Here is a 24,570-nt window from a genome sequence, read left to right as displayed (position 1 = left end):
ACCCGTCGCCGGGCCCGGTCCACCGACCCGAGGAGTACACGTGACCTGGCTCGACCTCGCCGAAGACACCCCGTTCGGCCTGGACAACCTGCCCTACGGCGCCTTTTCCGTCGGCGGCGCGCCCGAGCGGCGGATCGGCGTCGCCGTCGGTGAGCACGTCCTCGACCTGACCGCCGCGGCCGAAGAGACCGCCGCCTCCTTCGCTCCGCTGCTCGGCGACGGCGTCCTCAACCCCCTGCTCGCCGCCGGGCCGGGCACCTGGCGGGAAGTCCGGGAAACCCTCGGGCACTGGCTCACCGAGCCCCGCTACGCCGACCAGCTGCGGCCGCACCTGCACCCGCTGACCGAGGTCGCCACGCACCTCGCCTTCGAGGTCGCCGACTACGTCGACTTCTACTCCAGCGAGCAGCACGCGCTCAACGCCGGGCGGATCTTCCAGCCCGGCCTCGCCGAGCTGCCGCCCAACTGGAAGCACCTGCCCATCGCCTACCACGGCCGGGCGGGCACCGTCTTCGCGTCCGGCACGCCGGTCGTCCGCCCGCACGGGCAGCGCAAGCCGCGCAACGCCGAGGCCCCGTCCTTCGGGCCGTCGCGGCTCCTCGACATCGAAGCGGAAGTCGGGTTCGTGGTCGGCACCCCGTCGGCGCCGGGCACGCGGGTGTCCACTTCGGACTTCGCCGGGCACGTCTTCGGCGTCTGCCTGGTCAACGACTGGTCGGCCCGCGACATCCAGGGCTGGGAAATGCAGCCGCTGGGCCCGTTCCTCGGCAAGTCGTTCGCGACGTCGGTCTCGCCGTGGATCGTCCCGCTCGCCGCGCTCGAGCACGCACGCGTCGACGGCCCGCCGCAGGACCCGGAACCGTTCGACTACCTGCGCACCACCGAAAAGTGGGGGCTCGACCTGGCCATCGAGATCCGGCTCAACGGCCACCTCGTGTCGAGCCCGCCGTTCGCGACGCAGTACTGGACCGCGCCCCAGCAGCTCGCGCACCTGACCGTCAACGGCGCGAGCCTGCGCACCGGCGACCTGTTCGCCTCGGGCACCGTCACCGGCCCGGAGCGCGACCAGCGCGGCTCGTTCCTCGAACTGTCCTGGGGCGGCCGGGAACCGCTCGAGCTCCCCGGCGGTCGGACCCGCACGTTCCTGGAGGACGGCGACGAGGTCGTGATCAGCGCGACGGCCCCCGGGCCGGGCGGCACGCGGATCGGCTTCGGGGAGGTGCGCGGCACGGTCGTCCCCGGCTGACGCGTGCGGATCCCCCTGCCACCGGGTCCGTACTGCGGAACACAGGTGCGGATGAGAGGGTCGGCCGGTGGGCAAAGCCGTCGTGAGGAAACCGCTGCGGCGGGTCGGGGCGACGCTCGCCCGGTACCGCGAACGCGACGGCGACCACTACGCCGCCGCGGTCACCTTCTTCAGCCTGCTCGCGCTCGTGCCGCTGGTCATGGTCGCCGTCTCGGTGGCCGGGTTCGTGCTGGCCGGCGACCAGCTGCTGGCCACCGAGCTCGACCGCGTCATCGACGGCGCGCTGCCGCCCGAGATCGCCGGACGGGTCAACGACGTCGTGCACACCGTCGTCGGGGAACGCGGGCGGATCGGGCTGCTCGCGCTGACCGTCGCCGCCTACTCCGGCTGGAGCTGGATCAGCAATGTCCGCGACGCCGTCACCGCGATGCTCGGCCAGGAGCGCACCGCGCGGCCGCTGCTGCGCGGGATCGCCGCGGACGTCCTGGCGCTGATCGGCGTGGGCCTCGCGATGGCCGTGTCCTTCGGGCTGGCGGCGCTCACCGGCGCGGCCGGGACGTGGCTGCTCGGCCTGACCGGGCTGACCGGCGGGTTCGCGCACTTCGTCCTCGTCGCGGGCTCGCTGCTGCTCGGCCTGGCGGCGAACTGGCTGGTCATCGCCTGGTGCCTGGCCCGCCTGCCGCGCCGTCCGCTGCCGCTGCGTTCGACGCTGCGCCCGGCCGGGGCCGCCGCCGTCGGGCTCGCCGCGCTCCAGCAGGCCGGCGGCCTGTACCTGCACCTGCTCGGCCGGTCGCCCGCGGTCGCGGCGTTCGGCACTCTGGTCGGCGTGCTGTTGTTCGTCTACCTGGTGGTCCGCTGGCTGCTGATGGTGACGGTGTGGCTCACGGTCCGCGACGAGCCGCCGCCCGGCACGCTCGCCGCCGACGTCCGCTACGCCGGGACGACGCTGGGCGCCGGGGCGTCGGCGGAGCTGGTGGTCCGCACCCTGACCGGCCGCTGACCGGCGGTGCCCGATCGGGTGTGATCCGGGCCACCGGCCGTTCGCGTTGACTTCAAGTGCTTGAAGTTCTGCATGCTTGCGCCCATGGCGACCGGAGTCGAGCAGGTGTGGCTGACGATCCTCGAGGCGTCCCGGCGCAGCGGGCTCAGCGAGCCGACGTTGCGCTACTACGAGCAGATCGGGCTGATCGGCCCGGTGCCGCGGGACCCGAGCAGCGGGCACCGCAGGTACGACGCGGCGACGATGGACGTCCTGGATTCGCTCGGGTGCCTGCGTTCGGCCGGGATGCGGGTCGAGGACCTGCGGAAGTACCTCGGCCTGCTGGCCCGGGGCGACGCGGCCGCCGCCGAGCAGCGTGACCTGTTCGACCACCACGCCGACCGGCTGGAAGCCGAGATCGAGCGGTTGCGGCTGCGGCTGGAGTACCTCCGGCTCAAGGCGCGCCTCTGGGACGCCCGCGACCGCGGCGACACCGGCGCGGCGCGGCGGCTCGTGCCGCGGCTCCGGGCGCTGATCGACCGATTCTGACTATCCACAAAGGACTCACAGTGAACGACGAACGAGCGCTCGTCCTGGTCACCGGTGGCACCGGGTACCTCGGCGGCCACACCATCCGGCGGCTGCTTGCCGACGGCCACCGGGTCCGCACCACCGTCCGCGATGCGGGCCGGACCGCCGAAGTCCGCGCCGTCGCCGGGGCCGGCGAGCTGGAGGTGGTGGTCGCCGATCTCGGCGCCGACGCCGGCTGGGCGGCGGCGGTCGAGGGGGTGGACCACGTCCTCCACGTCGCCTCCCCGTTCCCGCCCGCCGCGCCCGAAAACGACGACGACGTGATCCGCCCGGCCCGCGACGGCGCCGTGCGGGTCCTGGCCGCGGCCCGCGAAGCCGGTGTCCGGCGGGTCGTGCTGACGTCGTCGTTCGCCGCGGTCGGGTACAGCGCGACGCCGCGCGAGGAGTACACCGAAGCCGACTGGACGGACCTCGCCGATCCGAACAGCGCCTACGTCCGGTCGAAGGTCGTCGCCGAACGCGCCGCGTGGGAGCAGGTGCGGGCGGCGGGCGGCCCGGAGCTGGCGGTGGTCAACCCGGCCGGCATCTTCGGCCCGGTCCTCGGCGGGCGCCTGTCGTCGTCGGTCGCGCTGGTGCGGGCGATGCTCGACGGGGCGATGCCGGTGGTGCCGCCGCTGTACTTCGGCGTGGCCGACGTCCGCGACGTCGCCGATCTGCACGTGCAGGCGATGACCCATCCGCGGGCCGCGGGGGAGCGGTTCCTCGCCGCGGCCGGGGAGTCGATCAGTTTCCTGGACATCGCGCGGATCCTGACCGAGCGCGGGCACGACGTCACCACGACCGAGCTGACCGCGGAGCAGGTGCGGGCCGCGGCCGAAACCGATCCGGCGATGCGGGAAGCGGCGGCTCGCCTCGGCCGCGTGCCCGTCATCCGCACCGAGAAGGCGAGGACGGTACTCGGCTGGCGGACCCGCCCGATCGAGGAAACACTGGCCGACACCGCCCGCACCCTCCTGGCCGTCGAACCGGCGGGCCGCCGAGTGGCGGCGCGCACATCGTCCCGGCACGGGCAGCCCGGTCCCGTTAGGATCCGCGACTAAGCGCTTGCTCAGCAACGGAGGTGGCCATGCGGATCGGGACCGCGATCAACTACGCCGGAGGTTTCGCCGACAGCGTCGCGGACATCGTCGAGCTGGAGAAGGTGGGGCTCGACGTCGCGTTCGTTCCCGAGGCCTACTCCTTCGACGCCGTCAGCCAGCTCGGCTACCTGGCGGCGAAGACCGAGCGCGTCCAGCTCGCGTCGGGCATCTTCCAGATCTACACGCGCACGCCGACGCTGACCGCGATGACCGCCGCCGGGCTCGACTTCGTCTCCGACGGGCGGTTCATCCTCGGGCTCGGCGCCTCCGGGCCGCAGGTCATCGAGGGCTTCCACGGTGTGAAGTACGACGCGCCGCTGGCCCGCACCCGCGAGATCGTCGAGATCTGCCGCCAGGTGTGGCGCCGCGAACGCGTGGTCCACGACGGCAAGCACTACACGATCCCGCTGCCGCCGGAGCAGGGCACCGGCCTCGGCAAGCCGCTCAAGCTGATCAACCACCCGGTGCGCGAGCGCATCCCGGTGCTGCTGGCCTCGCTCGGGCCGAAGAACGTCGCGCTCACCGCGGAAATCGCCGAGGGCTGGCAGCCGATCTTCTTCCACCCGGAGAAGGCGGCCGACGTCTGGGGCGAGTCCCTGGCGGCGGGCAAGGCGAAGCGCGACCCGGCGCTGGGCGAGCTGGACACCTTCGTCAGCGCGGCGCTGGCGATCGGCGACGACATCGAGCCGCTGCTCGACCACCTGCGCCCGATCGTGGCGCTCTACGTCGGCGGCATGGGCGCGCGGGGCAAGAACTTCTACAACGACCTCGCCTGCCGCTACGGCTACGAGGCCGAGGCGAAGCTGATCCAGGACCTGTACCTCGACGGCAAGAAGGAGGAGGCCGCGGCGGCGGTGCCGGTCGAGCTGCTGCGCTCGATCTCGCTGGTCGGCCCGGCGGGGTACGTGCAGGAGCGGCTGGCCGCGTTCGAGGAAGCGGGCGCGACGACGCTGGTGGTCAACCCGCTGCTGCCGGGCCGCGAGGCGCGCGTGGCCGCGGTGTCCCAGCTGCGCGAACTGATCGGCTGAGCCGCCCCGGTCGTGAGTGGTGGTTCGGGGTGGAACCCGGCACCGGTGTCACACCGGGGTGGCGTACACCGCCACGCGCGGCGTGTCCTCGCCGGCGAAGTCGTGGGTCCCGTCGCTCGTGATGAGCCGCAGCTCCGGGCCCGCGCCCTCCGGGGCGACCAGCGAGCTGTCCGGCTCGTCCGGCGCGAACGTCTCCGTCCGGCGGACCGTGAACCGGGCCTCGCGGCCGTCGTCGTCGCGGACCAGCACCGCCGCGCCCGGCTGCAGCGTGCCGAGCCGGGCGAACGCGCCCCGCGAGAACCCGAACCCCGCGTGGCCGGACAGCACCGCGACGCCGGGGGCGCCCGGTGCCGGCCCGTCGGCGAACCAGCCGACGCCCAGGGCCGTGCCGGGCTGCTCGCGGCGGCCGGCGATGTGGCCCAGCTCGACGAGGTGGCTCACGGCGAGACCCAGGTCGGGGATCACCAGCGCGGTGGGCACGACACCGGTCGCGGGCCGCTCCTCGGCCGCCGCGCCGGCGGTCATCGAGGCGCCCGGCGCGAGCACTGTCGTGACGCCGAGCAGGACACAACCGAGCCCGGCCACCACCGCGAGCACGGCGGCGGCCGGCCCGACGAGCTTCCCCTGCCGCACGCCGGTAAGTCGGGAAGGCCGGAGCGTGCGTTACCGAATCGTGTCCAGACGTGGCGGGGTTCACTCAATCGGGTTATCTCACTGTGACCTTCGCGTCAACAAAGCACATCCGGACGAGGTAAATCCGACAATTCCCGGCGAACGGCCGCGAACTCCGGTTAAATTGCCGGTTTCGGACTGTCGAACTGGGGTTATCCACCGGGGCGGAAGTGAGGTGCGCCGAGTCGTGCGAAAAATCGAAGAACCCGCGGTGGGCGTACTGGACGTCGGATCGTTCAGCGCCCGCCTGGTCGTGGTCCCGGTGGACGGCTCGCCGCGCGAGCCCGTGCTGAACCACCAGACCCGGCTGCGCCTCGACCGCGCGCTCGACGACCGCGGCCGGCTCACCGAACGCGGCATCGCCGAGGTCACGACCGCCGTCGCCGCGGGCATGACGGCCGCCTACCGCCACGGCGTCACCGACGTCTTCCCGTTCGCGACGTCCTCGATCCGCGACGCCGCCAACGCGGCCGCCGTCGTCCGGCACGTCGCCGGCGAAACCGGCGTCGAGCTGAAGTTCCTCTCCGGCCGCCGCGAAGCCGAGCTGACCTACCTGGCCACCCGCCGCTGGTACGGCGCCGAAGCCGGCCCGCTGCTGGTGCTCGACATCGGCGGCGGCACGGTCGAGCTCGCCGCCGGCCGCGGCGACCGGGCCACCTTCGCGCGGTCGTTGCCGCTGGGAGCGCGGTCGATGACCCGCGACTGGCTGCCCGGCGAGCGCGTTTCGGCCAAGCGGGTCAAGGCGCTGCGCGCGCACGCCCTCGACGTCGTGACCACCACGCTCGGCGCCGCCGACGTCGAAGACCCGACGGTCGTCGGCTGCTCGAAGGTGCTGCAGCAGCTGGCGCGGCTGGCCGGGGTCCGGCCCACCAAGTGCAAGGAGCTGCGGCTCGAGGACCTGCGCGCCTGGATCCCGCGGCTGGCCGCGCTGCCGCCGTCGAAGCGCGCGAAGCTGCCCGGCATTTCCCGCAGCCGGGCGCACCAGGCTCTCGCGGGCGCGATCGTGGCGGAGGCGCTGCTGACGGTCGCCGGTGGCAAGGTGGCGATCTGCCCCTGGTCGACCCGCGACGGCCTGCTGCTCACGCTGCAGGACCGCGCGCGGGAGAAGGCGGCCGACGGCGTCGCCGCCTGACCCCTGGCCGTGGCCGGGAAAACCGGGTATTCCGGAAAGCATGAGCGAGCAGCAGCGCATCCACGCCCTGGACGACGAAGACGACGAACTCCCGAAGCTGCCCACGCCCGGCCAGCTGACGCACGACGTGCCGACCGCGCCCGATCCCGACGTCAACCCGGGTGGGACCGAAGAGATCCCGGCCCCACCCGGGCGGGAGGCCGCGAACGACCTCCCGCAGTGACGGCTCAGCCGTAGTAGACCTCGCTGATCGGGTTCGCCGGTTCCGCGTACTGGCGCACCTTCTCCGAGTCGCGCCGCATGGGCGCGCGGCCCGGCGGCTGCACCGGCGGGTCGCCCGCGTCGATCTTCGGGATCGCGAAGCGCTGCAGCTCCGCGGTGAGCGTGATGCGCTCGCCGTGGTGCAGCACTTCCAGCGGGTCGCCGTCCAGCACGTGGTAGGTCGCCTGGTCGCGGTCGATCTCGACCTGGAACCGCGTGCCGCGGAACATCAGCCGGAAGGTGATCCGGTCCAGCTGCGCCGGCAGCCGCGGCGCAAACGCCAGCGTCCCGCCGTGGTCACGCAGGCCGCCGAACCCGGCCACCGCGCCCTGCCAGGCCCCGGCCAGCGACGCCATGTGCAGCCCGTTGCGCACGTTGTTGTGCACGTCGTGCAGGTCGGTCAGCGCCGCTTCGGCGAGGTAGTCGTAGGCCAGGTCGAGGTGCCCGACCTCGGCCGCGACCACCGCCTGCGTCCCCGCCGACAGCGAGGAGTCGCGCACGGTCCTCGCTTCGTAGTAGGCGAAGTCGCGGGCCTTCTCCTCGGGGCTGAACGAGTCGCCGCACAGGTGCAGCGCCAGCACCAGGTCCGCCTGCTTCACGACCTGTTTGCGGTAGAGGTCGAAGTACGGGAAGTGCAGCAGCAGCGGGTAGTGCGCCAGGTCGGTGTTCTCGTAGTCCCACTCGTCGTGGTCGAGGAACCCCTCCGACTGCGGGTGCACGCCGAGTTCTTCGTCGTAGGGCAGGTACATCGCCGCGGCGGCCGCGCGCCACGAGTCCAGCTCGACAGTGTCGACGCCGAAGCGCGCCGCCACCTCCGGGTGCCGTTCGCACGACTCCGCGGCCGCCAGCAGGTTCCGGCGCGCCATCAGGTTCGTGTAGACGTTGTTGTCCGCCACGGCGGAGTACTCGTCGGGCCCGGTGACGCCGTCGATGCGGAAGTCGCCGTGCCGGTCGTGGTGCCCCAGCGATGCCCACAGCCGCGCGGTTTCCAGCAGCAGCTCGGTGCCGTAGTCGCGTTCGAACTCCTCGTCGCCGGTCGCGTTGAGGTACCGCAGGACGGCGTCGGCGATGTCCGCGCTGACGTGGAACGCGGCCGTGCCCGCCGGCCAGTACGCCGAGCACTCGGCGCCGTTGATCGACCGCCACGGGAACGCCGCGCCGCGCAACCCCAGCTGGTGCGCGCGTTCCCGCGCTTTGTCCATTGTGGAATGACGCCAGCGCAGGGCGTCGCGCGCCGCGTCCGGCATCGTGTAGGTCAGCACCGGCAGGACGAACGATTCGGTGTCCCAGAAGGCGTGCCCGTCGTAGCCCGGGCCGGTCAGGCCCTTGCCGGCGATCGCGCGGCTTTCGCCGCGGGCCCCGGCCTGCAGGAGGTGGAACAGCGCGAAGCGGACCGCTTGCTGCAGCTCGGGATCGCCCTCGATCTCGATGTCCGAGGTGGCCCAGAAGTCGTCGAGGAACTGGCGCTGCTCGGTGACCAGGCCCTTCCAGCCGGTCTGGCGCGCGCCCGCGAGCGCGGCTTCGACCTGCGACCGCAGGGCGGGCACCGAGCGCTGCGCGGACCAGCCGTAGGCGAGGAACTTGGTGATGCGCAGCCGGCCGCCCTTCGGTACGTCGACCGCGACGGTGAGCCGCGCGAGGTCCTCCTCGGAGTGGATACGGGCGCGGATCCCGTCGTCCACCTCGATCTTGTGGTCCATCGCCGCGGCCATCCGCAGCCCGGAGCGGCGGGTCTGGTGCACCAGCACGGCGTTGTAGTCCGACGCGCGGTGGAATTCGCCGACCAGCGGCGAGTTCAGCGCGGCGGCCACCCGCGGGTCGCTGGTGTCGGACTCGATCGGCTCGTTGGCCAGCAGGTCGGACTGGACGACCAGCTGCAGGTCCTCGTCGAGCGGCTCGACCTCGTACCGGATCGCGGCGATCGCGCGCTGGGTGAACGACACCAGCCGCTCGGTGCGCACGCGCACGCGCCGCCCGGTCGGCGACGACCACTCGGTGGTCCGGCTCAGCGTGCCCTTGCGGAAGTCGAGCACGCGGTCGTGCGCCGTGGCCGCGCCGTAGCGCATGTCCAGCGGCTCGTCCTCGACCAGCAGCCGGATGATCTTGCCGTCGGTCACGTTGACGACGGTCTGGCCTTCTTCGGGGTAGCCGTAGCCGGCTTCGGCGTACGGGAGTTCGTGCTGCTCGTAGAAGCCGTTGAGGTAAGTGCCGGGCAGCCCGCGCGGCTCGGCTTCCTCGAGCGTGCCGCGCAGCCCGATGTGCCCGTTCGACACCGCGAACGCGGACTCGGTGCGCTGCAGCGCGTCGACGTCCATGCCGCGCCAGCGCAGCTCCCACGGCGAGCACTCGTAGCCGCGGGGTTCTTCTTCGGTCATCAATCCTCCAGCAGGTCGGCGAGGTCGTCGACGACGATGTCGGCCCCGTGCGCCTTCAGCTCGGCGGCCTGGTCGGCCCGGTTCACGCCCACGACGTACCCGAAGTGGCCGGCCTTGCCGGCCTGGACGCCGGACTGGGCGTCCTCGAACACCGCCGCGTGCGCGGGTTCGACGCCGAGCGCCGCGGCGCCGGCCAGGAACGAGTCCGGCGCGGGCTTGCCCTTGAGCCCGCGTTCGCGGATGACGAGCCCGTCGACGCGGGCTTCGACGTACTTGCTCAGGTCACCGGCGTCGAGCACCTTCGCGCCGTTCGCGGACGACGTCACGACGGCGATCCGCAGGCCCGCGGCCTTGACCGCCTCGAGGTAGCGGATCGAGCCGGGGTAGGGGCTGACGCCCCGCTCGTCGATGATCTTCAGGACGAGTTCGTTCTTGCGGTTGCCGACGCCGTTGACGGTCGGGGCGTCCGGCGGGTCGTCGGGGGTGCCTTCCGGCAGCTCGATCCCGCGCGAGCGCAGGAATTCGCGGACTCCGTCGGCGCGCGGGCGCCCATCCACGTAGGTCGCGTAGTCCTGCGCGGTGAACTCGCGGAAGTCTTCGCCGTCGCGGGCGCGCAGAAACTCGTCGAAAGTCCGTTTCCAGGCTTCGCTGTGGAGTACGGCCGTACCGGTGAGCACTCCGTCGAGATCGAACAGGCAGGCGGTGATGGTCTCGGGCAATCCCGTCATGCGAGCACGCTACCGGTCACCCTGATCGGGCGAGGACTCCTGGGGGTGCGGGCGCACCCGATGGATGAGTTCGTGCACGGTCGCGTCGGCGAGCCGGTAGCGCACGACGCGCCCGCTTCGCTGCGTGGTGACCAGTCCGTGCGCGCGCAGCAGCCGCAGAGCCTGCGAAACCGCGGTGTCGGTCATCCCGGTGACCGCGGCGAGGTCGGTGACGCTGATTTCGCGGGCGTAGTGGATCGAGACCAGCAGCGCCAGCCGGGACGGGTCGGCGACGACGGAGAAGCGCTGGGCCCATTCGTCGATGACGGCGCGGTCGCCCAGCCCGTCGACCGCGGCCGCGACGCGTTCCGGGTCGATCAGCTTGCGGTCGGTGCTCACCCCCGGATGATTCCACCCGCTCCGCGGGCGGACCACCGGTGGCCTGGGTCACGCGCGGCTTGACGGCGGCGGGCGCGCGGGTGAAGCTGCGATTAAGACAGTTGTCATAATCGAGGAGCCGGGATGACCGACGTCGAAGCGCAGGTCCGTTCGAAGACCATCACGTGGCAGGACCCCCTGGCGACGGCCCGGCTCGGCGCCACCATGTCGGGGTTCGACTACCTGACGGCCGTCGCCGAGGGGCGCGTCCCGGGCCCGCCGATCGCCGCGCACTTCGGGCTGCGCTGGGAGCACATCGGCCACGGTGAGGTCGTCGCGGTGGCCGAGCCGGACGAGTCGCTGTACAACCCGATCGGGATGGTCCACGGCGGTGTCGCGGCGACGATGCTGGACTCGGTGGTCGGCTGCGCGGTGCACACGACGCTGCCGGTCGGCGTCGGCTACTCGTCGGTGGAGCTGAAGGTGAGCTACCTGCGCGCCATCCACGCGGGCCGCGGCGAAATCCGCGCGACCGGCCGCGTCGTGAAGGAGGGTTCGCGGATCGCGTTCGCCGAAGGGGAGATCCGCGACGCCGAGGGCAAGCTGCTGGCCACGGCGTCGGGGACCTGCGTGATCACCCGGGCTGCTTGACGTCCCAGTGCTCGACGAGCAGGCCGTCCTCGACGCGCAGGATGTCGACGACCGCGGTCCCGGCGACGTCCAGGTGCACCATGACGAGGTCACCCTCGGCGGCGATGTGCCGGATCTCGGCGGTGGCACCGGCGAGCGGCGAGTTCCTGACGGCGTCGGCGAAGGCGTCGCGGCCGTCGGGCAGGCCCGGGCTGTGGGTGACGAACCCGGGGTGCAGGGCGGCCTTGGCGGCGTCGAAGTCCTTGTGCACGAAGAGGTTTTCCAGGCAGCCGACGACGATCTTCCGGTTCTCGTTCATGGGGTTCATGGTCGGCGGCGCGGGCGCTGCGGTCGATTACGCGCGAGGTAATCACCGCGGCGGCCGAACCCGTCGCCCGCGGATCGCGTCATCGCCGCCGAAGCGGCTGATGATCGCCGCGAGCAAGGCTTGCGCGTCCTCGACCCGGCTCGCGCCGAACTCCGCCTCCAGTTCGTCCTGGAGTGCTTTTCTGAGCGTCCGGGTGGCTTCGACCGCGCGGTGAGCGTGCGGAGTGAGGTGCAGCAGCTTGGTGCGCGCGTCCTCCGGGTCGGGTTCGCGGCTCAGCAGCCCCCGGCGTTCGAGGTCGGCGACGGCCTTCGACGCGGCCTGCTGGGTCACGCCCATCCGCTCGGCCAGCGCGGTGATCGACAGCGGCGCGGCCAGGACGTGCTGGATCACGACGCCGTCGTTGAACCGGAGGTCGCCGAAGCCGTGGCCGGTGAGCCGCCGCTGGACCTCGTCGGTCATCGCCCAGCCCGCGAAGAGCGCGGTGAGGGAGAGGTCGAGGGTGCTAGGATGCACAACCATGGTTGTGGAATCTAGCAGGGTGCCGGCCGAGCTGGCCGGAGCGTTCGTCCGCGTGGCGCACCGGATCGTCTGGTGCACGCTGGTGACCGTCGACGGCCGGGGCCGGCCGCGGTCGCGGGTGGTCCACCCGATCTGGGACCACGGCCCGGACGGGCTGACGGGGTGGCTGTTCACCCGCCCGACGCCGCTGAAGGTGGCGCACCTGGCGGCGTCGCCGTACGTGTCGTGCTCGTATTGGGACCCGCGGCACGAGGTGGCGGTGGCGGAGTGCCGGGCGGAGTTCGCCGACGACGAGCCGGCGCGGAAGTACCTGTGGGAGCTGTTCGCGTCGACGCCGGAGCCGCTGGGCTACGACCCGAAGATCCTGGGCGGCGAAGACTTCCGGGACCCGAAGATCACGGTGCTGAAGCTGACCCCGTGGCGGATCTCGACGGGCGGCGAAGCCTGGCGCGCGGCGGCTTAGAACAGGCGGCTCAGAACAAGCGCAGCTGTCCCGGGGGAGGCAGCGCCCTGGCGGCGCGGGCCGCGCACCGGCCGCAAGTCACCTCGTCTTCGGTCGGCTGGAGCCCGCGGTAGTCCCAGCTGTTCAAGCCGGTCCCGCAGGCGGGCAGCCACTCGCCGGTGACGAGGTGCACCGTTCCCGCGGCGGTGCGGCCCCGCTCGCCGGCGTGGGCCTGACGCCAAGCCGGTGGCGGCCCCGGAGGGCCGTCGGCGGGGCGGTGGTGGGTGAGGCGGCTTCGGAACGCCCCCAACGGTTCGCGCCGCGCGGGCGGCGCGAACAGCGCGGGCGGATCGGCCTCCGGATCCATGACCTCCACGGTCGCAGGCGGCCTCGCCGATCGGCTACCGCCATCCCGGGCACCGCGGCCGGCGGTGCGGCCCGGCGGGGCGAGGTCCCGCTCGGCGGCGAGCCGGCCGGCGAGGCGGCGAGGTCGCTTGGGCGGCGGAGCACGGCCACGGCGTCGTCCGGCGGCGCGTCGATTGCGCGCTGGGGAGCGGTCGCCCGCGCGGCCTAAGCCGCTCCGACCCGGCGGTCGAAGACCAGCCCTTCGGCCGCCCGCAGCCCCACGCTGATCGCCCCCGTCAGCACCGCGTCCTCGCCCAGCTCGCCCTGGACCACCTTCGGCACCAACGGCGTGAACGCCCGCAGCGCCCGGTCCAGCGGCTCCAGCAGCAGATCCGCCGCCGTCCCCATCCCGCCGCCCAGGACGATCAGCTCCGGGTCGATCACCGCCGCCACCGAGGCCACCGTGTACGCCAGCCGGTCCGCTTCCGCCTCCAGCGCCTGCTTCGCCAGTTCGTCGCCCTCGCGGGCCAGGCGGAACACCTCGCGGGCCGATTTCGCCGTGCCCAGGCCGAGTTCGCGGGCGCCGCGGACCACCGACTGGGCCGCCGTCGCCTCCTCCAGGTGGCCGCGGGCCGGTGGCGCGCCGTCCTCGGACGACGACCGGGTGCGGCCGTACGGGAGGTAGCCGATCTCGCCCGCCGCGCCCGTCGCGCCGCGGAACACCCGGCCGTCGACCATCATGCCCATGCCGACGCCCGTGCCGATCGTGATGCAGCCGAACACCGACGCCCCGCGCGCGGCGCCGCTCTCGCCCTCGCCGACCGCCGTCAGGTTCGCGTCGTTCTCCACCATCAGATCCGGGCCCAGCGCGGCCTCGAGGTCGTCGATCAGCCCGGGCCGGCCCCAGCCCGGCAGGTTGGGCGCGTGCCGGAAGCAGCGCTTCTCCGGGTCGGCGACCCCGGGGGAGCCGACCACGCGGACAACGATGTCGGAGGCCGACAGCCGAGCTTCCGCGACCGCCGAAGCCGCGATCTTGCCGACCGCCGTCACCAGCGCCGCGCCGGAACGGGCGCTGTTGCGCTCGTCGCGGCGGGCCACGATCGTGCGGCCCAGGTCCGACACCGCGACGCGGATGTGCTCGCGCCCGATGTCGACGCCGAGCACGTACCCCGCGGTCGGATCGGCCTCGTACAGCACGGCCGAGCGGCCGGTGCCGGTCGACGTCTGCCCGGTCGGGCGCGCCAGCCCGGCGGCTTCGAGCGCCAGCAGGGCCTGGCTCACCGTCGGCTTCGACAGCCCGGTTTCCTTCGCCACCTGCGGCCGGGTCGCGGCCCCGCTGCGCCGCAGCAGGTCCAGCACCGCCCGCTGGTTGATCTTGCGCATCCCGGCGGGGGTCCCGACCGTTGGAGCATCTACGCCGGCCACCCGTGCCCGCCTCCACTCGTCCTCGTGCTTCCTGCCACGCTAGCCGCCCGGCCCCCGGTTTCGCCGGAATACGCCCGCTTCGGGACCCGTTGACCGGGGCATGAGCACTCCGGTACGCGGCCGGGTCCGCGTGGCACAAGGCGCGAAGCGGGTGCGGGTGTTCCTCGGCGGGCAGGTCGTCGCGGACACGGTGCACCCCCTTCTGGTGTGGGAAGTTCCCTACTACCCCACGTACTACATCCCGCGCGCGGACGTCGTGAGCGGCGTTCTCGCCCCCTCCGGCCGGACGTCGCACTCGCCCAGCCGCGGAGAAGGTGTTCTGTCGACGATAAAGGTCGGCCGGGCCGAGGCGGTGGACGGCGCGCTGGAATACCCGGATTCGCCGATCGAACAGCTGCGGGACCACGTCCGCTTCGAGTTCGGCGCCTTCGACTGGTTCGAAGAGGACGAACAGATCTTCACGCACCCGCGCGACCCCGGCGTCCGGGTCGACATCCTGCCCAGCTCGCGCCACGTCCGGATCGAGGTCGACGGCGTCACCGTCGCCGACACCGTGCGGCCGCACCTGCTGTTCGAGACCGGCCTGCCGACGCGCTACTACCTGCCCCGCGTGGACGTCCGGATGGACCTGCTGGAGAAGATCGACACGGTGACGCACTGCCCGTACAAGGGCGCCGCGGAACACTTCGACGTGAACGGGCACGCCGATCTCGCGTGGAGCTACCCGACGCCGCTGCCGGAAAGCACCCGCGCGGCCGGTCTGGTGGCGTTCCTCGACGAGAAGGTCGACGTGTACGTCGACGACGTCCGGCAGGAGCGGCCGAAGACGAAGTTCGCCTGAGCCTTCAGGCGTCCGGCAGCCAGTTCCCGTGGAAGCCCGCGGGAACGCGGTGCGGGAGGTGGACGGTGGCGACCGGTGCCGCGGCGACGGTGCCGGCGTCGAGCACGACGAGGTCGCTGCGGTCTTCCGCCGCGTCGTAGACGTAGGTGAGCAGCCAGCCTTCGCCGTGCTCCGCCGGGACGAACACCGCTTCGCCGGGAACGCGGCCGGCCCCGAAGACGTGCTCGGCCGAGGTGCCCGCGTGCAGGTCGTGGCGACGCAGGACTCCGCGGCCGGTGACGTGGCCGAAGCGCGTGTCGGACCCGGTGAGCCGGTCGTCGATGCGGGGGAACTCGCCCGGCCGGTCGTCGAGCCGGTCTTCGGTCACCGTGCCGGCGGCGAGGTCGAGGGTCCACCGGTGGAGGAACGCCGGCGGGTCTTCGTGGCCGGGCCACCACTGGTGGTCGTAGCGCAGGACGTGCACGACGATTCGCCCGTCCGCGGTGTCGAACGCGTTGAGTGTGTGGAAGACGTAGCACGGCTCGACCGCCAGCCAGCGCACGCCGGCGCCGGGCCGGTCGCGGCGCAGCACGCCGAGCCGGGCGCCGTAGCCGGCGTCCCAGCGGTAGGGCATGCCCTGGCCGACCGACGCCCGGTCGAACACGACGGGCAGGTCGTAGAACACCGCGTGCTCGTTCGTCAGCGCGAAGTCGTGCATCATCGTCAGCCCCGGCACGTCGATCGGCTGCTGGGCGACGAGCTTCCCGGCCGCGTCGGCGCGGTAGTAGCTGACGTGCGGCGCGGTGATGCTGCCGTAGCCGAAGAAGTGCAGCTCCCCGGTCACCGGGCAGATCTTCGGGTGCGCGGTCATCGAGTCGGCCAGCTCGCCGCCGAAGTCGTAGGCGCCGACGGTCTCGAGGTCCGTCGTGATCTCGTACGGCAGCGACGACTCGACGAGCGCGAGCGTGCGGCCGGCGTGGTTGACGACGTGGGTGTTCGCGACGCTCGCGTGCAGGTTCCGCGTGCCGTTTTCGTCGTACAGCTCGAGATCCGGGTCCGCGAAGCTGTCGGTGCGCACCCACCGGTTGCGGTACCAGGCGGCCCGGCCGGCTTCGAGGCGGACGCCGTGGACCATGCCGTCGCCGGTGAACCAGTGCTTGCTGTCCCCGCGCGGGTTGGGTCCGTTGCGCAGGTACCAGCCGGTCAGCTCGGGCGGCAGCGCGCCGGTCACCGGGAGGTCGAACGTGGTCAGCTCGTCGTGGACGGGTGCGTAGGCGCCGGTGAGGTGGAACGCGGAGGTCGTCATGCGGCTTCCTGGGCGCGGGCGCGCAGGCTGCGCGGGTAGCGGATGGTGAAGGCGACGGGGGCCGCGAAGCAGACGACCTTGAGCGCGATCAATGCCGCCGTCGCGTGCGGCGCGTAGTTCAGCAGCGCGATGCCGGCCAGGCCGCCGACGGTGAAGCTGATCGCCCAGACGAGCGTGATGATCACGTTGACCCGCTTGAAGATCGGGTTGTCCCAGAACTTCTCCGGCGTCGTCGTGCGGGCGATGCCGAGGGTGAACGGCTGTCCGATGGCGAGCGAGCCCCAGGCGGTGAGCGCCAGCCAGGCATCGGTGAGCGCGCCGGTGTAGGTCTTCAGCGGCGACGACGGGAAGGCGAACGCGACCGCGGTGAGCAGCGCGAAGAAGGTGAGGCCGCTCCACTCGAGGATCAGCGTGTCGGCTTTGCGGCCGTCGCGGCGGGCCAGCAGCAAGAGAGCGGCGGAGATCGCCAGGCCGGTGAGCCCGGACCAGCGCCAGTCGAACTGCGTCGCGACCACGGCGAACGCTATCCACGGCAGCAGGCTTTTCAGGTAGTTCACGGCGGGATCCTTCCGGCATTCCAACTTTGACATGTCGAAACTAGAAGCTGCGGAGTCGACATGTCAAGAGTGGAATGTCATGATGGTGGCATGAGCCTTCGACACGCGGTGCTCGGAATGCTGGCCGACGAGCCGGGAAGCGGCTACGACCTGCTGAAACGCTTCGAGCGGGCGATGGCCAGCGTCTGGCCGGCGACGCAGAGCCAGCTCTACGGCGAGCTCGGCAAGCTGGAGAGCGCCGGCATGATCCGCGTCCAGGCCGAGGGCCCGCGCGGGCGCAAGGAGTACGAGATCACCGACGCCGGGCTCGCCGAGCTGCGGCACTGGCTGATCGAGGTCGGACCGGGCGGCCCGCCGCGCAGTGCCGCCCTGCTGCGCGTGTACTTCCTCGGCTCGGTCTCACCGGAGCAGGCCCGCGGCTACGTGGCGACGATGGGCGAGGCGGGGAGCGAGCGCGAGAAGCGGCTGGAGGAGCTGGAGGGCTCGATCGACTGGGGGGACGACAACCAGTCGGTCTACGGCCGGCTCGTCCTGGAGTGGGGCAAGCGCTTCTCGGTCATGCAGAAGGAGTGGGCGGAGTGGGCCGTCAAGCAGATCGAGTGACCGGCGTATAACGTCCTATTCGGCGATTCTCTCAGGCCGCGTGCCGGCCGTGGGCCTGGCGGCGGAAGGGCCGCGGCCGCGGCCGTCCGGCCGGGGTGTCCACAGTGGATCCGGAGACCGTCGGACCGCCGTCGTCGGCCGTTGCCGCCGGAAGTGGTGCGCCGCCGTGGTCGCGGTGACCGCGGTGCACCACCCACAGCAGCACCAGTCCCAAGACCACCAGGACGTGGGTCGCGAGCCGGGCGAGCGTCACCTGGCCCGCCGCCAGGTCGCCCGCCGACAGCACCAGCAGCACCCCGACGAACCCGGCCAGCACCGGCAGCTGGCCGCCCGCCGTCTTCGGGCGGAGGACCGCGGTCAGCAGGCCGATGCCCACCGCCAGGTTCCACGCGCCGCTCTCGTGGCCGAGGTGGGCGACGCCGTGCCCGCCGTCGGTGCCCAGCAGCTGCGCGAACGCTAGGCCGAGCTGCCCGATGGCCACGAGGGCCAGCGCGATCCGCGGCCCCAGCCCTCGCCGGACGGCGCCGGCGTCCGCTCGAGGATCGCCGCCGTGAGGTCCGGGACCGGCGGCGCCGGGCGCAGCACCATCGCCCGGCGCAGACCGGCCGCGGCCGCGAACCACTCGCGGCACGCCGCGCAGCCGTCCAGGTGCCGGTCGACGCCCGCCGGCTCGTCCTCGCCGTCCAGCCGCGCCGAAAGCCCTTCGCGGCACTCCTCGCACTTCACCTCCCAGTAGTCGGACGGCGGGTCCCGGAGGTTCCCGGTGACTGCTAGGTTCCGGACCATGACCCGCGGTGAGGACGACGAACGCGTCACCAGCCTGGCCATGGCCGCCGGCCGCGGCGACCGGCGCGCCCTCGACGAGTGGGTCCGCGCGACGCAGGCCGACGTCTGGCGCTTCCTCGCCCACCTCACCGACCCCGCTGCGGCCGACGACCTGACGCAGGAGACCTACCTCCGCGCGTTCGGCAGCCTCCGCCGCTTCGCCGGGCGCTCGTCGTCCCGGACGTGGCTGCTGTCGATCGCGCGCCGGGTGGTCGTCGACCAGATCCGCGCCGCCGGTGCCCGCCCCAAGATCGCCGACACCGACTGGGAAGCCGCCGCCGAGCGCACCCGCGACCCCGCGGCCGGCTTCGAGGAGCTCGTCGAGCTGGGCCTGCTGCTCGACGGCCTCGAGCCGGAGCGGCGCGAAGTCCTCGTCCTGACCCAGGTCCTCGGCCTGTCCTACGCCGAGGCCGCCGACGTCTGCGGCTGCCCGGTCGGCACGGTCCGCTCCCGCGTCGCCCGCGCCCGCGACGACCTGATCCAGGCCCGGCGCGCCCGCGGCGCCGGTTAGCGGACGCCCGGCCCGTAGCGGCGCGCCATCCCGACGAGCCACTCCCGGCCCACCGGGTTCGCGGTGTGGACCCGCACTTCCGGCGGCCAGCGGTCGTTTTCGCACAGCCACAAGACCACCGGGCGGGTCGTGTCGTCGCCGCCCAGGTCGTGGTCGAGGGAGATCGCGGTGAACTCCTCGCGGCCGAGGAGCTCGATCGCCGCCGCGCTCGTCTTCGCCCACGTCCAGCCCGGCGGGGCCGGCCGCAGGTCGTCCACCCAGAGGCCGGTCACGGCGCCGGCAGTTCGCGGGTGCGGGCCTGGCCGGTCACCACCCGCCGGCCGGTGCCGAGCGCCGGCACCACGAACTCGCCGATCGCCCGCGGGCCGGCCCACGTCGTGATCACGCCGTCGGCCAGCTCGCCCGCCGCCGTCAGGGAATCGCCGTGGACGTCCGCCTTATCCCCGCGCAGCAACGGGTTCAGGGCTTCGAGGTACTCGCGCAGGCGCCGCAGCGGGCGGTCGTAGGAGTACCCGAACTCCCGCTCGACGATGTACCGGTGGCTCAGCCCGACGCCGAGGTGGACCGGAACGCCGGTCGCGGGCAACGCCGTGAGCGCGTCCCAGCCGCCGCGTTGCTTCCGGTCGAGCGCGGCGGATTCGGTGAAGAGCGCGACCACCCGCGGCGCGATCGCCCGCAGCCGCATCGTCGAGACGGCGACCGGCTCGAAGGCGTGCGCGACGGTGTCGGCGATCAGGGCGGGCGGCGGCGGGGGAGTCCCGACGAGGAACCCGTGCAGCACCGCCCGGTAGGCGACGGCGAGGTCCCGGGCGGGCCGGTCGGTGCGCAGCAGGTCGTTCGCCGCCAGCAGTTCGAGGTACTCGACGAACGCCTCGTCGTGGCGCGGGTCGAGCTTGGCGTGCAGCTTCGGCAGGAGCTTCCCGAGCGTGCCGGCGTCGTCGGCGTGCCCCGCGCGCAGCAGCGGCCGCCCCAGCACGTTGGCGTACTGGAGCTCGGTCAGCGTCGACAGCCGCGCGGCGAGCGGATCGGCGTCGACCGCCCGGACGAGGTCCTCGATGCCGCGCACGGACTCCCGGAGCAGGACGGCGAGGAACAGCTCCTCGCGGTTCTTCCAGTGCAGGTAGACGGTCAAACGTCAGGCCGAGAAACGGCGGGACGCGCGCCGCGTCCCGCCGCCGGGTCTCAGGCGTCCGAGGACCGCTTCCAGAGGTTGATGTCCGCGTCGGTGGCGTGGCCGTCGATCTCGGTCAGCTCCTCGGACGAGAACTCCAGGTTGCCGAGCGCGCCGACGTTGTCCTCCAGCTGCTTGACGCTGCTGGCGCCGATCAGCACCGACGTCACGCGGCTGTCGCGCAACGCCCACGCCAGCGCCAGCTGCGCCAGCGACTGGCCGCGGCGGCCCGCGATGTCGTTGAGCGCGCGGACGCGGTTCAGGCGGTTCTCGTCCAGGGTGTCCGGGTCGAGCGACTTCCCCTGCGCCGCCCGCGAATCCGCCGGGACGCCCTTCAGGTACTTGTCGGTCAGCAGCCCCTGCGCGAGCGGCGAGAACGCGATGCAGCCCGCGCCCGCCTCCTCGAGGGTGTCGAGGAGCCCGTCCTCTTCGATCCAGCGGTTCAGCATCGAGTACGACGGCTGGTGGATCAGCAGCGGCGTGCCGAGCTCGCGCAGCAGCCGCGCGGCCTCGGCGGTCCGCTCCGAGCTGTACGACGAAATCCCGACGTAAAGCGCTTTCCCGGCGCGGACGGCGGAGTCGAGCGCGCCGACCGTCTCCTCCAGGGGAGTCTCGGGGTCGAACCGGTGGGAGTAGAAGATGTCGACGTAGTCCAGGCCCATCCGCCCGAGCGACTGGTCCAGTGAGGACAGCAGGTACTTGCGGGAGCCCCACTCGCCGTACGGGCCGGGCCACATGTCGTAGCCGGCCTTGGTCGAGATCACCAGCTCGTCGCGGTAGGGCTTGAAGTCGGTGGCCAGCAGCCGCCCGAAGTTCTCCTCCGCCGAGCCGTAGGGCGGGCCGTAGTTGTTGGCCAGGTCGAAGTGCGTGATGCCGAGGTCGAACGCGCGGCGGGTGATGTCGCGCTGGGTCTGCAGCGGCCGGTCGTGGCCGAAGTTGTGCCACAGCCCGAGCGAGATCGCGGGCAGCTTGAGCCCGGAACGCCCGCAGCGGCGGTAGGGGATCGTTTCGTATCGGCCGGAAGCGGCAACGTAGGTCACGCGGCCGATGCTAGCCCGCTCGTCGGGTACGCTCCTGGTGAGCGACCGCTTAGGAGGCACGTGGTGGGCACCGGATTCTTCACCTCCGTCGACGACGTGTCGGCCAAGCTGGCCGAAGCCGGTTACCTGGCGTCGACGGCCGTGGCGACCACGGTGTTCCTCGCCGACCGGCTCGGCAAGCCGCTGCTGGTCGAGGGCCCAGCCGGCGTCGGCAAGACCGAGCTCGCCAAGGCCGTCGCGCAGGTCAGCGGCTCGCGGCTGGTGCGCCTGCAGTGCTACGAAGGCATCGACGAGGCCCGCGCGCTGTACGAGTGGAACCACGCGAAGCAGCTGCTGCGGATCACCGCCGGCCGCGACGAGACGTGGGAGGCCGCGCGCACCGACATCTTCGGCGAGGAGTTCCTGCTGCGCCGCCCGCTGCTGACGGCGATCTCGTCGGACGAGCCGACCGTGCTGCTGATCGACGAGACCGACAAGGCCGACATGGAGGTCGAGGGCCTGTTGCTGGAGGTGCTCGGCGACTTCCAGGTCACCGTGCCGGAGCTGGGCACGATCACCGCCACGCGCGCGCCGTTCGCCGTGCTGACCTCCAACGCGACGCGCGAGCTGTCCGAGGCCCTGCGCCGCCGCTGCCTGTTCCTGCACATCGACTTCCCGGACGAAGAGCTCGAGCGGGACATCGTCCGGCTCAAGGTGCCCGGCATCGACGCCGCGCTCGCGGATTCCGTCGTCCGGGTGATCGCCGCCCTGCGCGCGATGGACCTGCGCAAGCTGCCTTCGGTCGCCGAGACCATCGACTGGGCGCGCACGCTCCTCGCGCTGGGCGCCTCGGCCCTCGACGAGCACGTCGTGCGGGAGAGCCTCGGCGTCGTCCTGAAGCACCAGGACGACATCGCGAAGGCCGGCGCCGGCCTGAAGCTCGAACAGGTCCTGGACGCGTCGTGACCGGCGGCGTGCCGGAGCGGCTCGCGTCGTTCGTGCGGGCCCTGCGGGCCCAGGGCATCCCGGCCGGCCCCGCCGAGACGGTCGACGCCGCGGCCGCGCTGGAAGTCCTCGGCATGGACGACCGTTCGCTGGTCCGGGAGGGCCTGGCCGCGGCGCTGGTCCGGCGCGGCGGGCAGCGCGCGGTCTTCGACGCCGCGTTCGACCTGTACTTCCCGGCCGGGGTCGGCGCGCCCGAGCGGGCCCGCGAAGAGCCGTCGACGCTGGAAGAACTGCGCGAAGAGCTGGCCGCCGCGCTGGCGGACGGCGACCAGCAGGCGCTGGCCCAGCTCGCCGGGCTCGCGGTCGACATGCTGGGCCAGTACGGCTCGGCGTCCGGACCCGGCGGCGGCTTTTCGGCCCACCAGACGCTGGAGCGGCTCCAGCCCCAGACGCTCATCGCGCGGGTGCTGGCCGCGGTGCGCGGCGGGGGCGCGCGCGGCGAGTTCACCGACCGGCTCGACCGCGACGAGATCCGCCGCCGCGTCGAAGGCTTCCGCGGCCGGGTCCGCACCGAGGCCCGCCGCCGCGCGGCCGAGGTCCGCGGCCGCGAGCGCGTCGCCAAGCACGCGATCGCGCCGTCGCCGGACCGCGTCGACTTCCTCATCGCCAGCCGCACCCAGCTCGCCGAGCTGCGGCGCACGATCCAGCCGCTGTCCCGCAAGCTGGCGACCCGGTTGGCCGCGCGCCGCCGCCGGATGACGCGCGGGCAGATCGACCTGCGCCGCACGCTGCGGCGGTCGCTGTCGACCGGTGGGGTCCCGGTGCGCCCGGCCTACCGCCACCGGCGGCCCGGCCGGCCGGAGATCGTGCTGCTGTGCGACCTGTCCGGCTCGGTGGCCGGGTTCGCGAACTTCACGATGCTGCTGGTGCAGGCGCTGCGCGACCAGTTCAGCAAAATCCGCGTGTTCGCGTTCGTCGACAGCGCGGACGAGGTCACCCACCTGGTCACGACCGGCGCGGCCGACCCCGAGCACCTGGGCGCGCGCATGCTGTCCGAAGCGGCGCTGGTGCGCTGGGACGGCCACAGCGACTACGGCGGTTCCCTGCGTCAGTTCACCGCGAACTGGCTCGACGCGGTCGGCCCGCGCACGTCGGTGCTGATCCTCGGCGACGCCCGCACCAACGGCGGTGACCCCAACCTCGGCGCCGTACGCGAGATCAAGGCCCGTGCCCGGCACGTCTACTGGCTGAACCCCGAGCGGCGCTCGCTGTGGTCGACCGGCGACTCGGCGGCGCTGGAGTACGCCGAGGTCGTCGAGATGCACGAGTGCCGCACGGTGCACCAGCTCGGCACGCTGGTCACCCGCCTGCTGCCGGTGTGAGCCACGCGTCGATGTCCCGCAGCATCCGCTCCTTCGTCGCTTCGGGTGCGAAGGACGCGTTGACGCTCGCCCTCGCGAAGCCGGCCATCGCGGCGTCGTCGTAACCGAAGGCGTCGCGGACGCGCGCGTACTCCGTGGCCAGGTTCGCGCCGGTGACCGACGGGACGTCGGTGTTGAGCGTGACCGGCAGACCCGCTTCGACAAGCCGGGGGAGCGGGTGCTCGCGCAGGGACGGGACCAGCCCGAGCGTCACGTTCGACGACGGGCAGACCTCCAGGGCCAGGCCGCGGTCGCGCACCTCCCGGACGAGCGCGGGGTCGTCGAGGACGCGGATGCCGTGGCCGAGCCGCTCGGTGCGGCCGACTTCGAGGGCTTCGCGGATGCTGTCCGGGCCGGCGTCCTCGCCGGTGTGGTGCAGCAGGTGGATGCCGGCCGCGCGGGCGCGCTCGAAGATCGTCGCGAAAGGACGGAGCGAGTGGTTTTCCTCGCCCGCCATGCCGATCGCGAAGACTTCGTCGTACTTCAGGGCGAGGTCGAGGGTGCGCTCGGCGCGCTCGACCGAGCGCCGCCGGGAGTGGTCCAGCACGAGCCGGGTTTCGAGCCCGGACAGTCCCTTGAGGACGGACTCCAGCGGCATTTCGAGGTCGCCCAATCGTTCCCCGTGCGAGGCCGCGGTGAACGTGACTTCGGCGTAGCGCGTGCCTTGGGCGAGCTCGTCTTCGCAGTACTCGCGGGCGATGCGCTCGAAGTCCCCGGGCTGCTGGAGGCAGGCCCGGACGAGCGCGTTGTAGTCGGCGAACGCGCGAAAGCCGTCGAACTCCGGCGGTTCGGCCGGGACGGCGACGCCGTTCGCCTCGCCTAGTTCGCGGAGCGTGCCCGGCCGGATCGTGCTCTCGAGGTGGACGTGCAGGTGGGCCTTCGGCAAGGCCGCCAGGTCGCGCATGAGCCCGACCCTAGAGGCCGCCGGGGCCCGCTCGCGCGGCAATTTGTTTGGCCGCCGTCACACGGGGAACCTTCGGGTGGTTCGTCCGCGTTGTCAGGATGACCGAAACCCGATGAGGGAGGACCACCGTGCCGTTGATGCGCAGACTGACCATGTTGGCCGGGGCCGCGGGCGCGGCCCGTGCCTACGCCAAGAAGAACCCCGAAAAGGTGAACCAGTACGTCGGCAAGGCCGCCAAGTTCGTCGACGACAAGACCAAGGGGAAGTACCACGACCGGATCGCCGGCGCGGTCCGCAAGGTCAATTCCGTGACCGGGCCGGACGGACGGCCGGGACCGGCCGCCCGGTAGG

General features: G+C 72.7%; 31 protein-coding genes. 15 read left to right on the top strand and 16 right to left on the bottom strand.

Features of this window, described 5'->3' with window-relative positions:
• Positions 1-40: 40 nt before the first annotated feature.
• The 5 genes from fahA to ACWEVP_RS23955 all read left to right on the top strand — a co-directional run bounded on the left by fahA (position 41) and on the right by ACWEVP_RS23955 (position 4,923).
• Positions 41-1,246 (top strand): fumarylacetoacetase, encoded by a 1,206-nt coding sequence (gene fahA, locus ACWEVP_RS23975; protein ID WP_452064797.1) that lies wholly within the window; start codon positions 41-43, stop codon positions 1,244-1,246.
• A gap of 82 nt (positions 1,247-1,328) precedes the next feature.
• On the top strand, positions 1,329-2,246 hold the full coding sequence (locus ACWEVP_RS23970; protein WP_452064796.1) for a YhjD/YihY/BrkB family envelope integrity protein: 918 nt from the start codon (positions 1,329-1,331) through the stop codon (positions 2,244-2,246).
• Between the two features lie 84 nt (positions 2,247-2,330).
• Positions 2,331-2,774, top strand: a complete 444-nt coding sequence (locus ACWEVP_RS23965; protein ID WP_452064795.1) for a MerR family transcriptional regulator — start codon at positions 2,331-2,333, stop codon at positions 2,772-2,774.
• Positions 2,775-2,794: 20 nt separating this feature from the next.
• The gene (locus tag ACWEVP_RS23960) at positions 2,795-3,856 is read left to right on the top strand and encodes an SDR family oxidoreductase (RefSeq protein WP_452064794.1); all 1,062 of its coding nucleotides are present in this window, start codon (positions 2,795-2,797) and stop codon (positions 3,854-3,856) included.
• Positions 3,857-3,882: 26 nt separating this feature from the next.
• Positions 3,883-4,923 carry an LLM class F420-dependent oxidoreductase gene (locus ACWEVP_RS23955; RefSeq protein WP_452064793.1) on the top strand — a complete coding sequence of 347 codons (1,041 nt, stop codon included), beginning with the start codon at positions 3,883-3,885 and terminating at the stop codon, positions 4,921-4,923.
• Positions 4,924-4,971: 48 nt separating this feature from the next.
• Here the strand turns inward: ACWEVP_RS23955 and ACWEVP_RS23950 are convergent, their stop codons facing one another.
• Positions 4,972-5,556, bottom strand: coding sequence for a class F sortase (locus ACWEVP_RS23950; RefSeq protein WP_452064792.1), 585 nt, complete (start codon positions 5,554-5,556; stop codon positions 4,972-4,974).
• A 226-nt stretch (positions 5,557-5,782) separates the two neighbouring features.
• On the opposite strand from ACWEVP_RS23950, the gene ACWEVP_RS23945 reads away from it, so the two are divergent.
• Together ACWEVP_RS23945 and ACWEVP_RS23940 are read left to right on the top strand one after the other, a co-directional pair.
• Positions 5,783-6,727 (top strand): Ppx/GppA phosphatase family protein, encoded by a 945-nt coding sequence (locus ACWEVP_RS23945; protein WP_452064791.1) that lies wholly within the window; start codon positions 5,783-5,785, stop codon positions 6,725-6,727.
• Between the two features lie 40 nt (positions 6,728-6,767).
• Entirely contained in the window at positions 6,768-6,950 is a 183-nt protein-coding gene (locus ACWEVP_RS23940; RefSeq protein WP_452064790.1) for a hypothetical protein, read from the top strand.
• Positions 6,951-6,954: 4 nt separating this feature from the next.
• On the opposite strand, the gene ACWEVP_RS23935 is transcribed toward ACWEVP_RS23940, so the two are convergent.
• From ACWEVP_RS23935 to ACWEVP_RS23925, 3 genes are read right to left on the bottom strand one after another with little or no spacing between them, the layout of a single operon-like run.
• Entirely contained in the window at positions 6,955-9,363 is a 2,409-nt protein-coding gene (locus tag ACWEVP_RS23935) for a glycoside hydrolase family 65 protein (protein ID WP_452064789.1), read from the bottom strand.
• Positions 9,363-10,091 (bottom strand): HAD family hydrolase, encoded by a 729-nt coding sequence (locus tag ACWEVP_RS23930; protein ID WP_452064788.1) that lies wholly within the window; start codon positions 10,089-10,091, stop codon positions 9,363-9,365. Before ACWEVP_RS23930 ends, ACWEVP_RS23935 begins: the two co-directional genes overlap by 1 nt.
• A gap of 9 nt (positions 10,092-10,100) precedes the next feature.
• On the bottom strand, positions 10,101-10,469 hold the full coding sequence (locus ACWEVP_RS23925) for an ArsR/SmtB family transcription factor (RefSeq protein ID WP_452064787.1): 369 nt from the start codon (positions 10,467-10,469) through the stop codon (positions 10,101-10,103).
• A gap of 123 nt (positions 10,470-10,592) precedes the next feature.
• Between ACWEVP_RS23925 and ACWEVP_RS23920 the strand changes: the two genes are divergently transcribed.
• A complete protein-coding gene (locus tag ACWEVP_RS23920) occupies positions 10,593-11,099 on the top strand; it encodes a PaaI family thioesterase (RefSeq protein WP_452064786.1) in 507 nt (168 codons plus the stop codon).
• Here the strand turns inward: ACWEVP_RS23920 and ACWEVP_RS23915 are convergent.
• Both ACWEVP_RS23915 and ACWEVP_RS23910 read right to left on the bottom strand, forming a co-directional pair.
• Entirely contained in the window at positions 11,083-11,397 is a 315-nt protein-coding gene (locus ACWEVP_RS23915) for a nuclear transport factor 2 family protein (RefSeq protein WP_452064785.1), read from the bottom strand. The genes ACWEVP_RS23920 and ACWEVP_RS23915 overlap by 17 nt on opposite strands.
• A gap of 51 nt (positions 11,398-11,448) precedes the next feature.
• Complete coding sequence (locus tag ACWEVP_RS23910; protein ID WP_452064784.1) at positions 11,449-11,925, bottom strand: MarR family winged helix-turn-helix transcriptional regulator; 477 nt, start codon at positions 11,923-11,925, stop codon at positions 11,449-11,451.
• On the opposite strand from ACWEVP_RS23910, the gene ACWEVP_RS23905 reads away from it, so the two are divergent.
• Positions 11,924-12,388, top strand: a complete 465-nt coding sequence (locus ACWEVP_RS23905) for a pyridoxamine 5'-phosphate oxidase family protein (protein ID WP_452064783.1) — start codon at positions 11,924-11,926, stop codon at positions 12,386-12,388. The two genes, ACWEVP_RS23910 and ACWEVP_RS23905, sit on opposite strands and share 2 nt — an antisense overlap.
• Positions 12,389-12,398: 10 nt before the next feature.
• Here the strand turns inward: ACWEVP_RS23905 and ACWEVP_RS23900 are convergent, their stop codons facing one another.
• Together ACWEVP_RS23900 and ACWEVP_RS23895 are read right to left on the bottom strand one after the other, a co-directional pair.
• The gene (locus ACWEVP_RS23900; protein WP_452064782.1) at positions 12,399-12,734 is read right to left on the bottom strand and encodes a hypothetical protein; all 336 of its coding nucleotides are present in this window, start codon (positions 12,732-12,734) and stop codon (positions 12,399-12,401) included.
• A gap of 203 nt (positions 12,735-12,937) precedes the next feature.
• Positions 12,938-14,095, bottom strand: a complete 1,158-nt coding sequence (locus tag ACWEVP_RS23895; RefSeq protein ID WP_452064781.1) for an ROK family protein — start codon at positions 14,093-14,095, stop codon at positions 12,938-12,940.
• Positions 14,096-14,237: 142 nt separating this feature from the next.
• Here ACWEVP_RS23895 and ACWEVP_RS23890 point away from each other — a divergent pair, with 142 nt between their 5' ends.
• Complete coding sequence (locus ACWEVP_RS23890; RefSeq protein ID WP_452064780.1) at positions 14,238-14,978, top strand: DUF427 domain-containing protein; 741 nt, start codon at positions 14,238-14,240, stop codon at positions 14,976-14,978.
• Between the two features lie 4 nt (positions 14,979-14,982).
• On the opposite strand, the gene ACWEVP_RS23885 is transcribed toward ACWEVP_RS23890, so the two are convergent.
• Both ACWEVP_RS23885 and ACWEVP_RS23880 read right to left on the bottom strand, forming a co-directional pair.
• Entirely contained in the window at positions 14,983-16,263 is a 1,281-nt protein-coding gene (locus tag ACWEVP_RS23885; protein ID WP_452064779.1) for a carotenoid oxygenase family protein, read from the bottom strand.
• Complete coding sequence (locus ACWEVP_RS23880; protein WP_452064778.1) at positions 16,260-16,820, bottom strand: hypothetical protein; 561 nt, start codon at positions 16,818-16,820, stop codon at positions 16,260-16,262. Before ACWEVP_RS23880 ends, ACWEVP_RS23885 begins: the two co-directional genes overlap by 4 nt.
• Before the next feature lie 90 nt (positions 16,821-16,910).
• Here ACWEVP_RS23880 and ACWEVP_RS23875 point away from each other — a divergent pair, with 90 nt between their 5' ends.
• Positions 16,911-17,423, top strand: coding sequence for a PadR family transcriptional regulator (locus ACWEVP_RS23875; protein WP_452064777.1), 513 nt, complete (start codon positions 16,911-16,913; stop codon positions 17,421-17,423).
• A 31-nt stretch (positions 17,424-17,454) separates the two neighbouring features.
• On the opposite strand, the gene ACWEVP_RS23870 is transcribed toward ACWEVP_RS23875, so the two are convergent.
• Positions 17,455-17,904, bottom strand: coding sequence for a hypothetical protein (locus ACWEVP_RS23870; RefSeq protein WP_452064776.1), 450 nt, complete (start codon positions 17,902-17,904; stop codon positions 17,455-17,457).
• On the bottom strand, positions 17,880-18,209 hold the full coding sequence (locus ACWEVP_RS23865) for a hypothetical protein (RefSeq protein WP_452064775.1): 330 nt from the start codon (positions 18,207-18,209) through the stop codon (positions 17,880-17,882). Before ACWEVP_RS23865 ends, ACWEVP_RS23870 begins: the two co-directional genes overlap by 25 nt.
• Here ACWEVP_RS23865 and ACWEVP_RS23860 point away from each other — a divergent pair.
• Positions 18,208-18,759, top strand: a complete 552-nt coding sequence (locus tag ACWEVP_RS23860) for a sigma-70 family RNA polymerase sigma factor (protein ID WP_452064774.1) — start codon at positions 18,208-18,210, stop codon at positions 18,757-18,759. The genes ACWEVP_RS23865 and ACWEVP_RS23860 overlap by 2 nt on opposite strands.
• Here ACWEVP_RS23860 and ACWEVP_RS23855 read toward each other — a convergent pair.
• Genes ACWEVP_RS23855 through mgrA form a run of 3 tightly spaced genes read right to left on the bottom strand, consistent with a single transcriptional unit; the run spans position 18,756 to position 20,970 of the window.
• The gene (locus ACWEVP_RS23855; protein WP_452064773.1) at positions 18,756-19,031 is read right to left on the bottom strand and encodes a cyclic-phosphate processing receiver domain-containing protein; all 276 of its coding nucleotides are present in this window, start codon (positions 19,029-19,031) and stop codon (positions 18,756-18,758) included. The two genes, ACWEVP_RS23860 and ACWEVP_RS23855, sit on opposite strands and share 4 nt — an antisense overlap.
• Positions 19,028-19,891 (bottom strand): LLM class flavin-dependent oxidoreductase, encoded by an 864-nt coding sequence (locus tag ACWEVP_RS23850; RefSeq protein WP_452064772.1) that lies wholly within the window; start codon positions 19,889-19,891, stop codon positions 19,028-19,030. Before ACWEVP_RS23850 ends, ACWEVP_RS23855 begins: the two co-directional genes overlap by 4 nt.
• A gap of 50 nt (positions 19,892-19,941) precedes the next feature.
• Positions 19,942-20,970 (bottom strand): L-glyceraldehyde 3-phosphate reductase, encoded by a 1,029-nt coding sequence (gene mgrA, locus ACWEVP_RS23845; RefSeq protein WP_452064771.1) that lies wholly within the window; start codon positions 20,968-20,970, stop codon positions 19,942-19,944.
• 63 nt (positions 20,971-21,033) lie between these two features.
• Between mgrA and ACWEVP_RS23840 the strand changes: the two genes are divergently transcribed.
• Both ACWEVP_RS23840 and ACWEVP_RS23835 read left to right on the top strand, forming a co-directional pair.
• A complete protein-coding gene (locus ACWEVP_RS23840) occupies positions 21,034-21,915 on the top strand; it encodes an AAA family ATPase (RefSeq protein WP_452064770.1) in 882 nt (293 codons plus the stop codon).
• Entirely contained in the window at positions 21,912-23,276 is a 1,365-nt protein-coding gene (locus ACWEVP_RS23835) for a vWA domain-containing protein (protein WP_452064769.1), read from the top strand. The genes ACWEVP_RS23840 and ACWEVP_RS23835 overlap by 4 nt, the downstream gene beginning before the upstream one ends.
• Here ACWEVP_RS23835 and add read toward each other — a convergent pair.
• On the bottom strand, positions 23,254-24,219 hold the full coding sequence (gene add, locus ACWEVP_RS23830) for an adenosine deaminase (RefSeq protein WP_452064768.1): 966 nt from the start codon (positions 24,217-24,219) through the stop codon (positions 23,254-23,256). The genes ACWEVP_RS23835 and add overlap by 23 nt on opposite strands.
• 137 nt (positions 24,220-24,356) lie before the next feature.
• On the opposite strand from add, the gene ACWEVP_RS23825 reads away from it, so the two are divergent.
• Complete coding sequence (locus ACWEVP_RS23825; protein ID WP_452064767.1) at positions 24,357-24,569, top strand: antitoxin; 213 nt, start codon at positions 24,357-24,359, stop codon at positions 24,567-24,569.
• The last annotated feature ends 1 nt before the right edge of the window (position 24,570 follow it).

The organism is Amycolatopsis sp. NPDC003865 (genome assembly GCF_053605345.1).
This window is presented reverse-complemented; position numbering and strand designations above follow the sequence as displayed.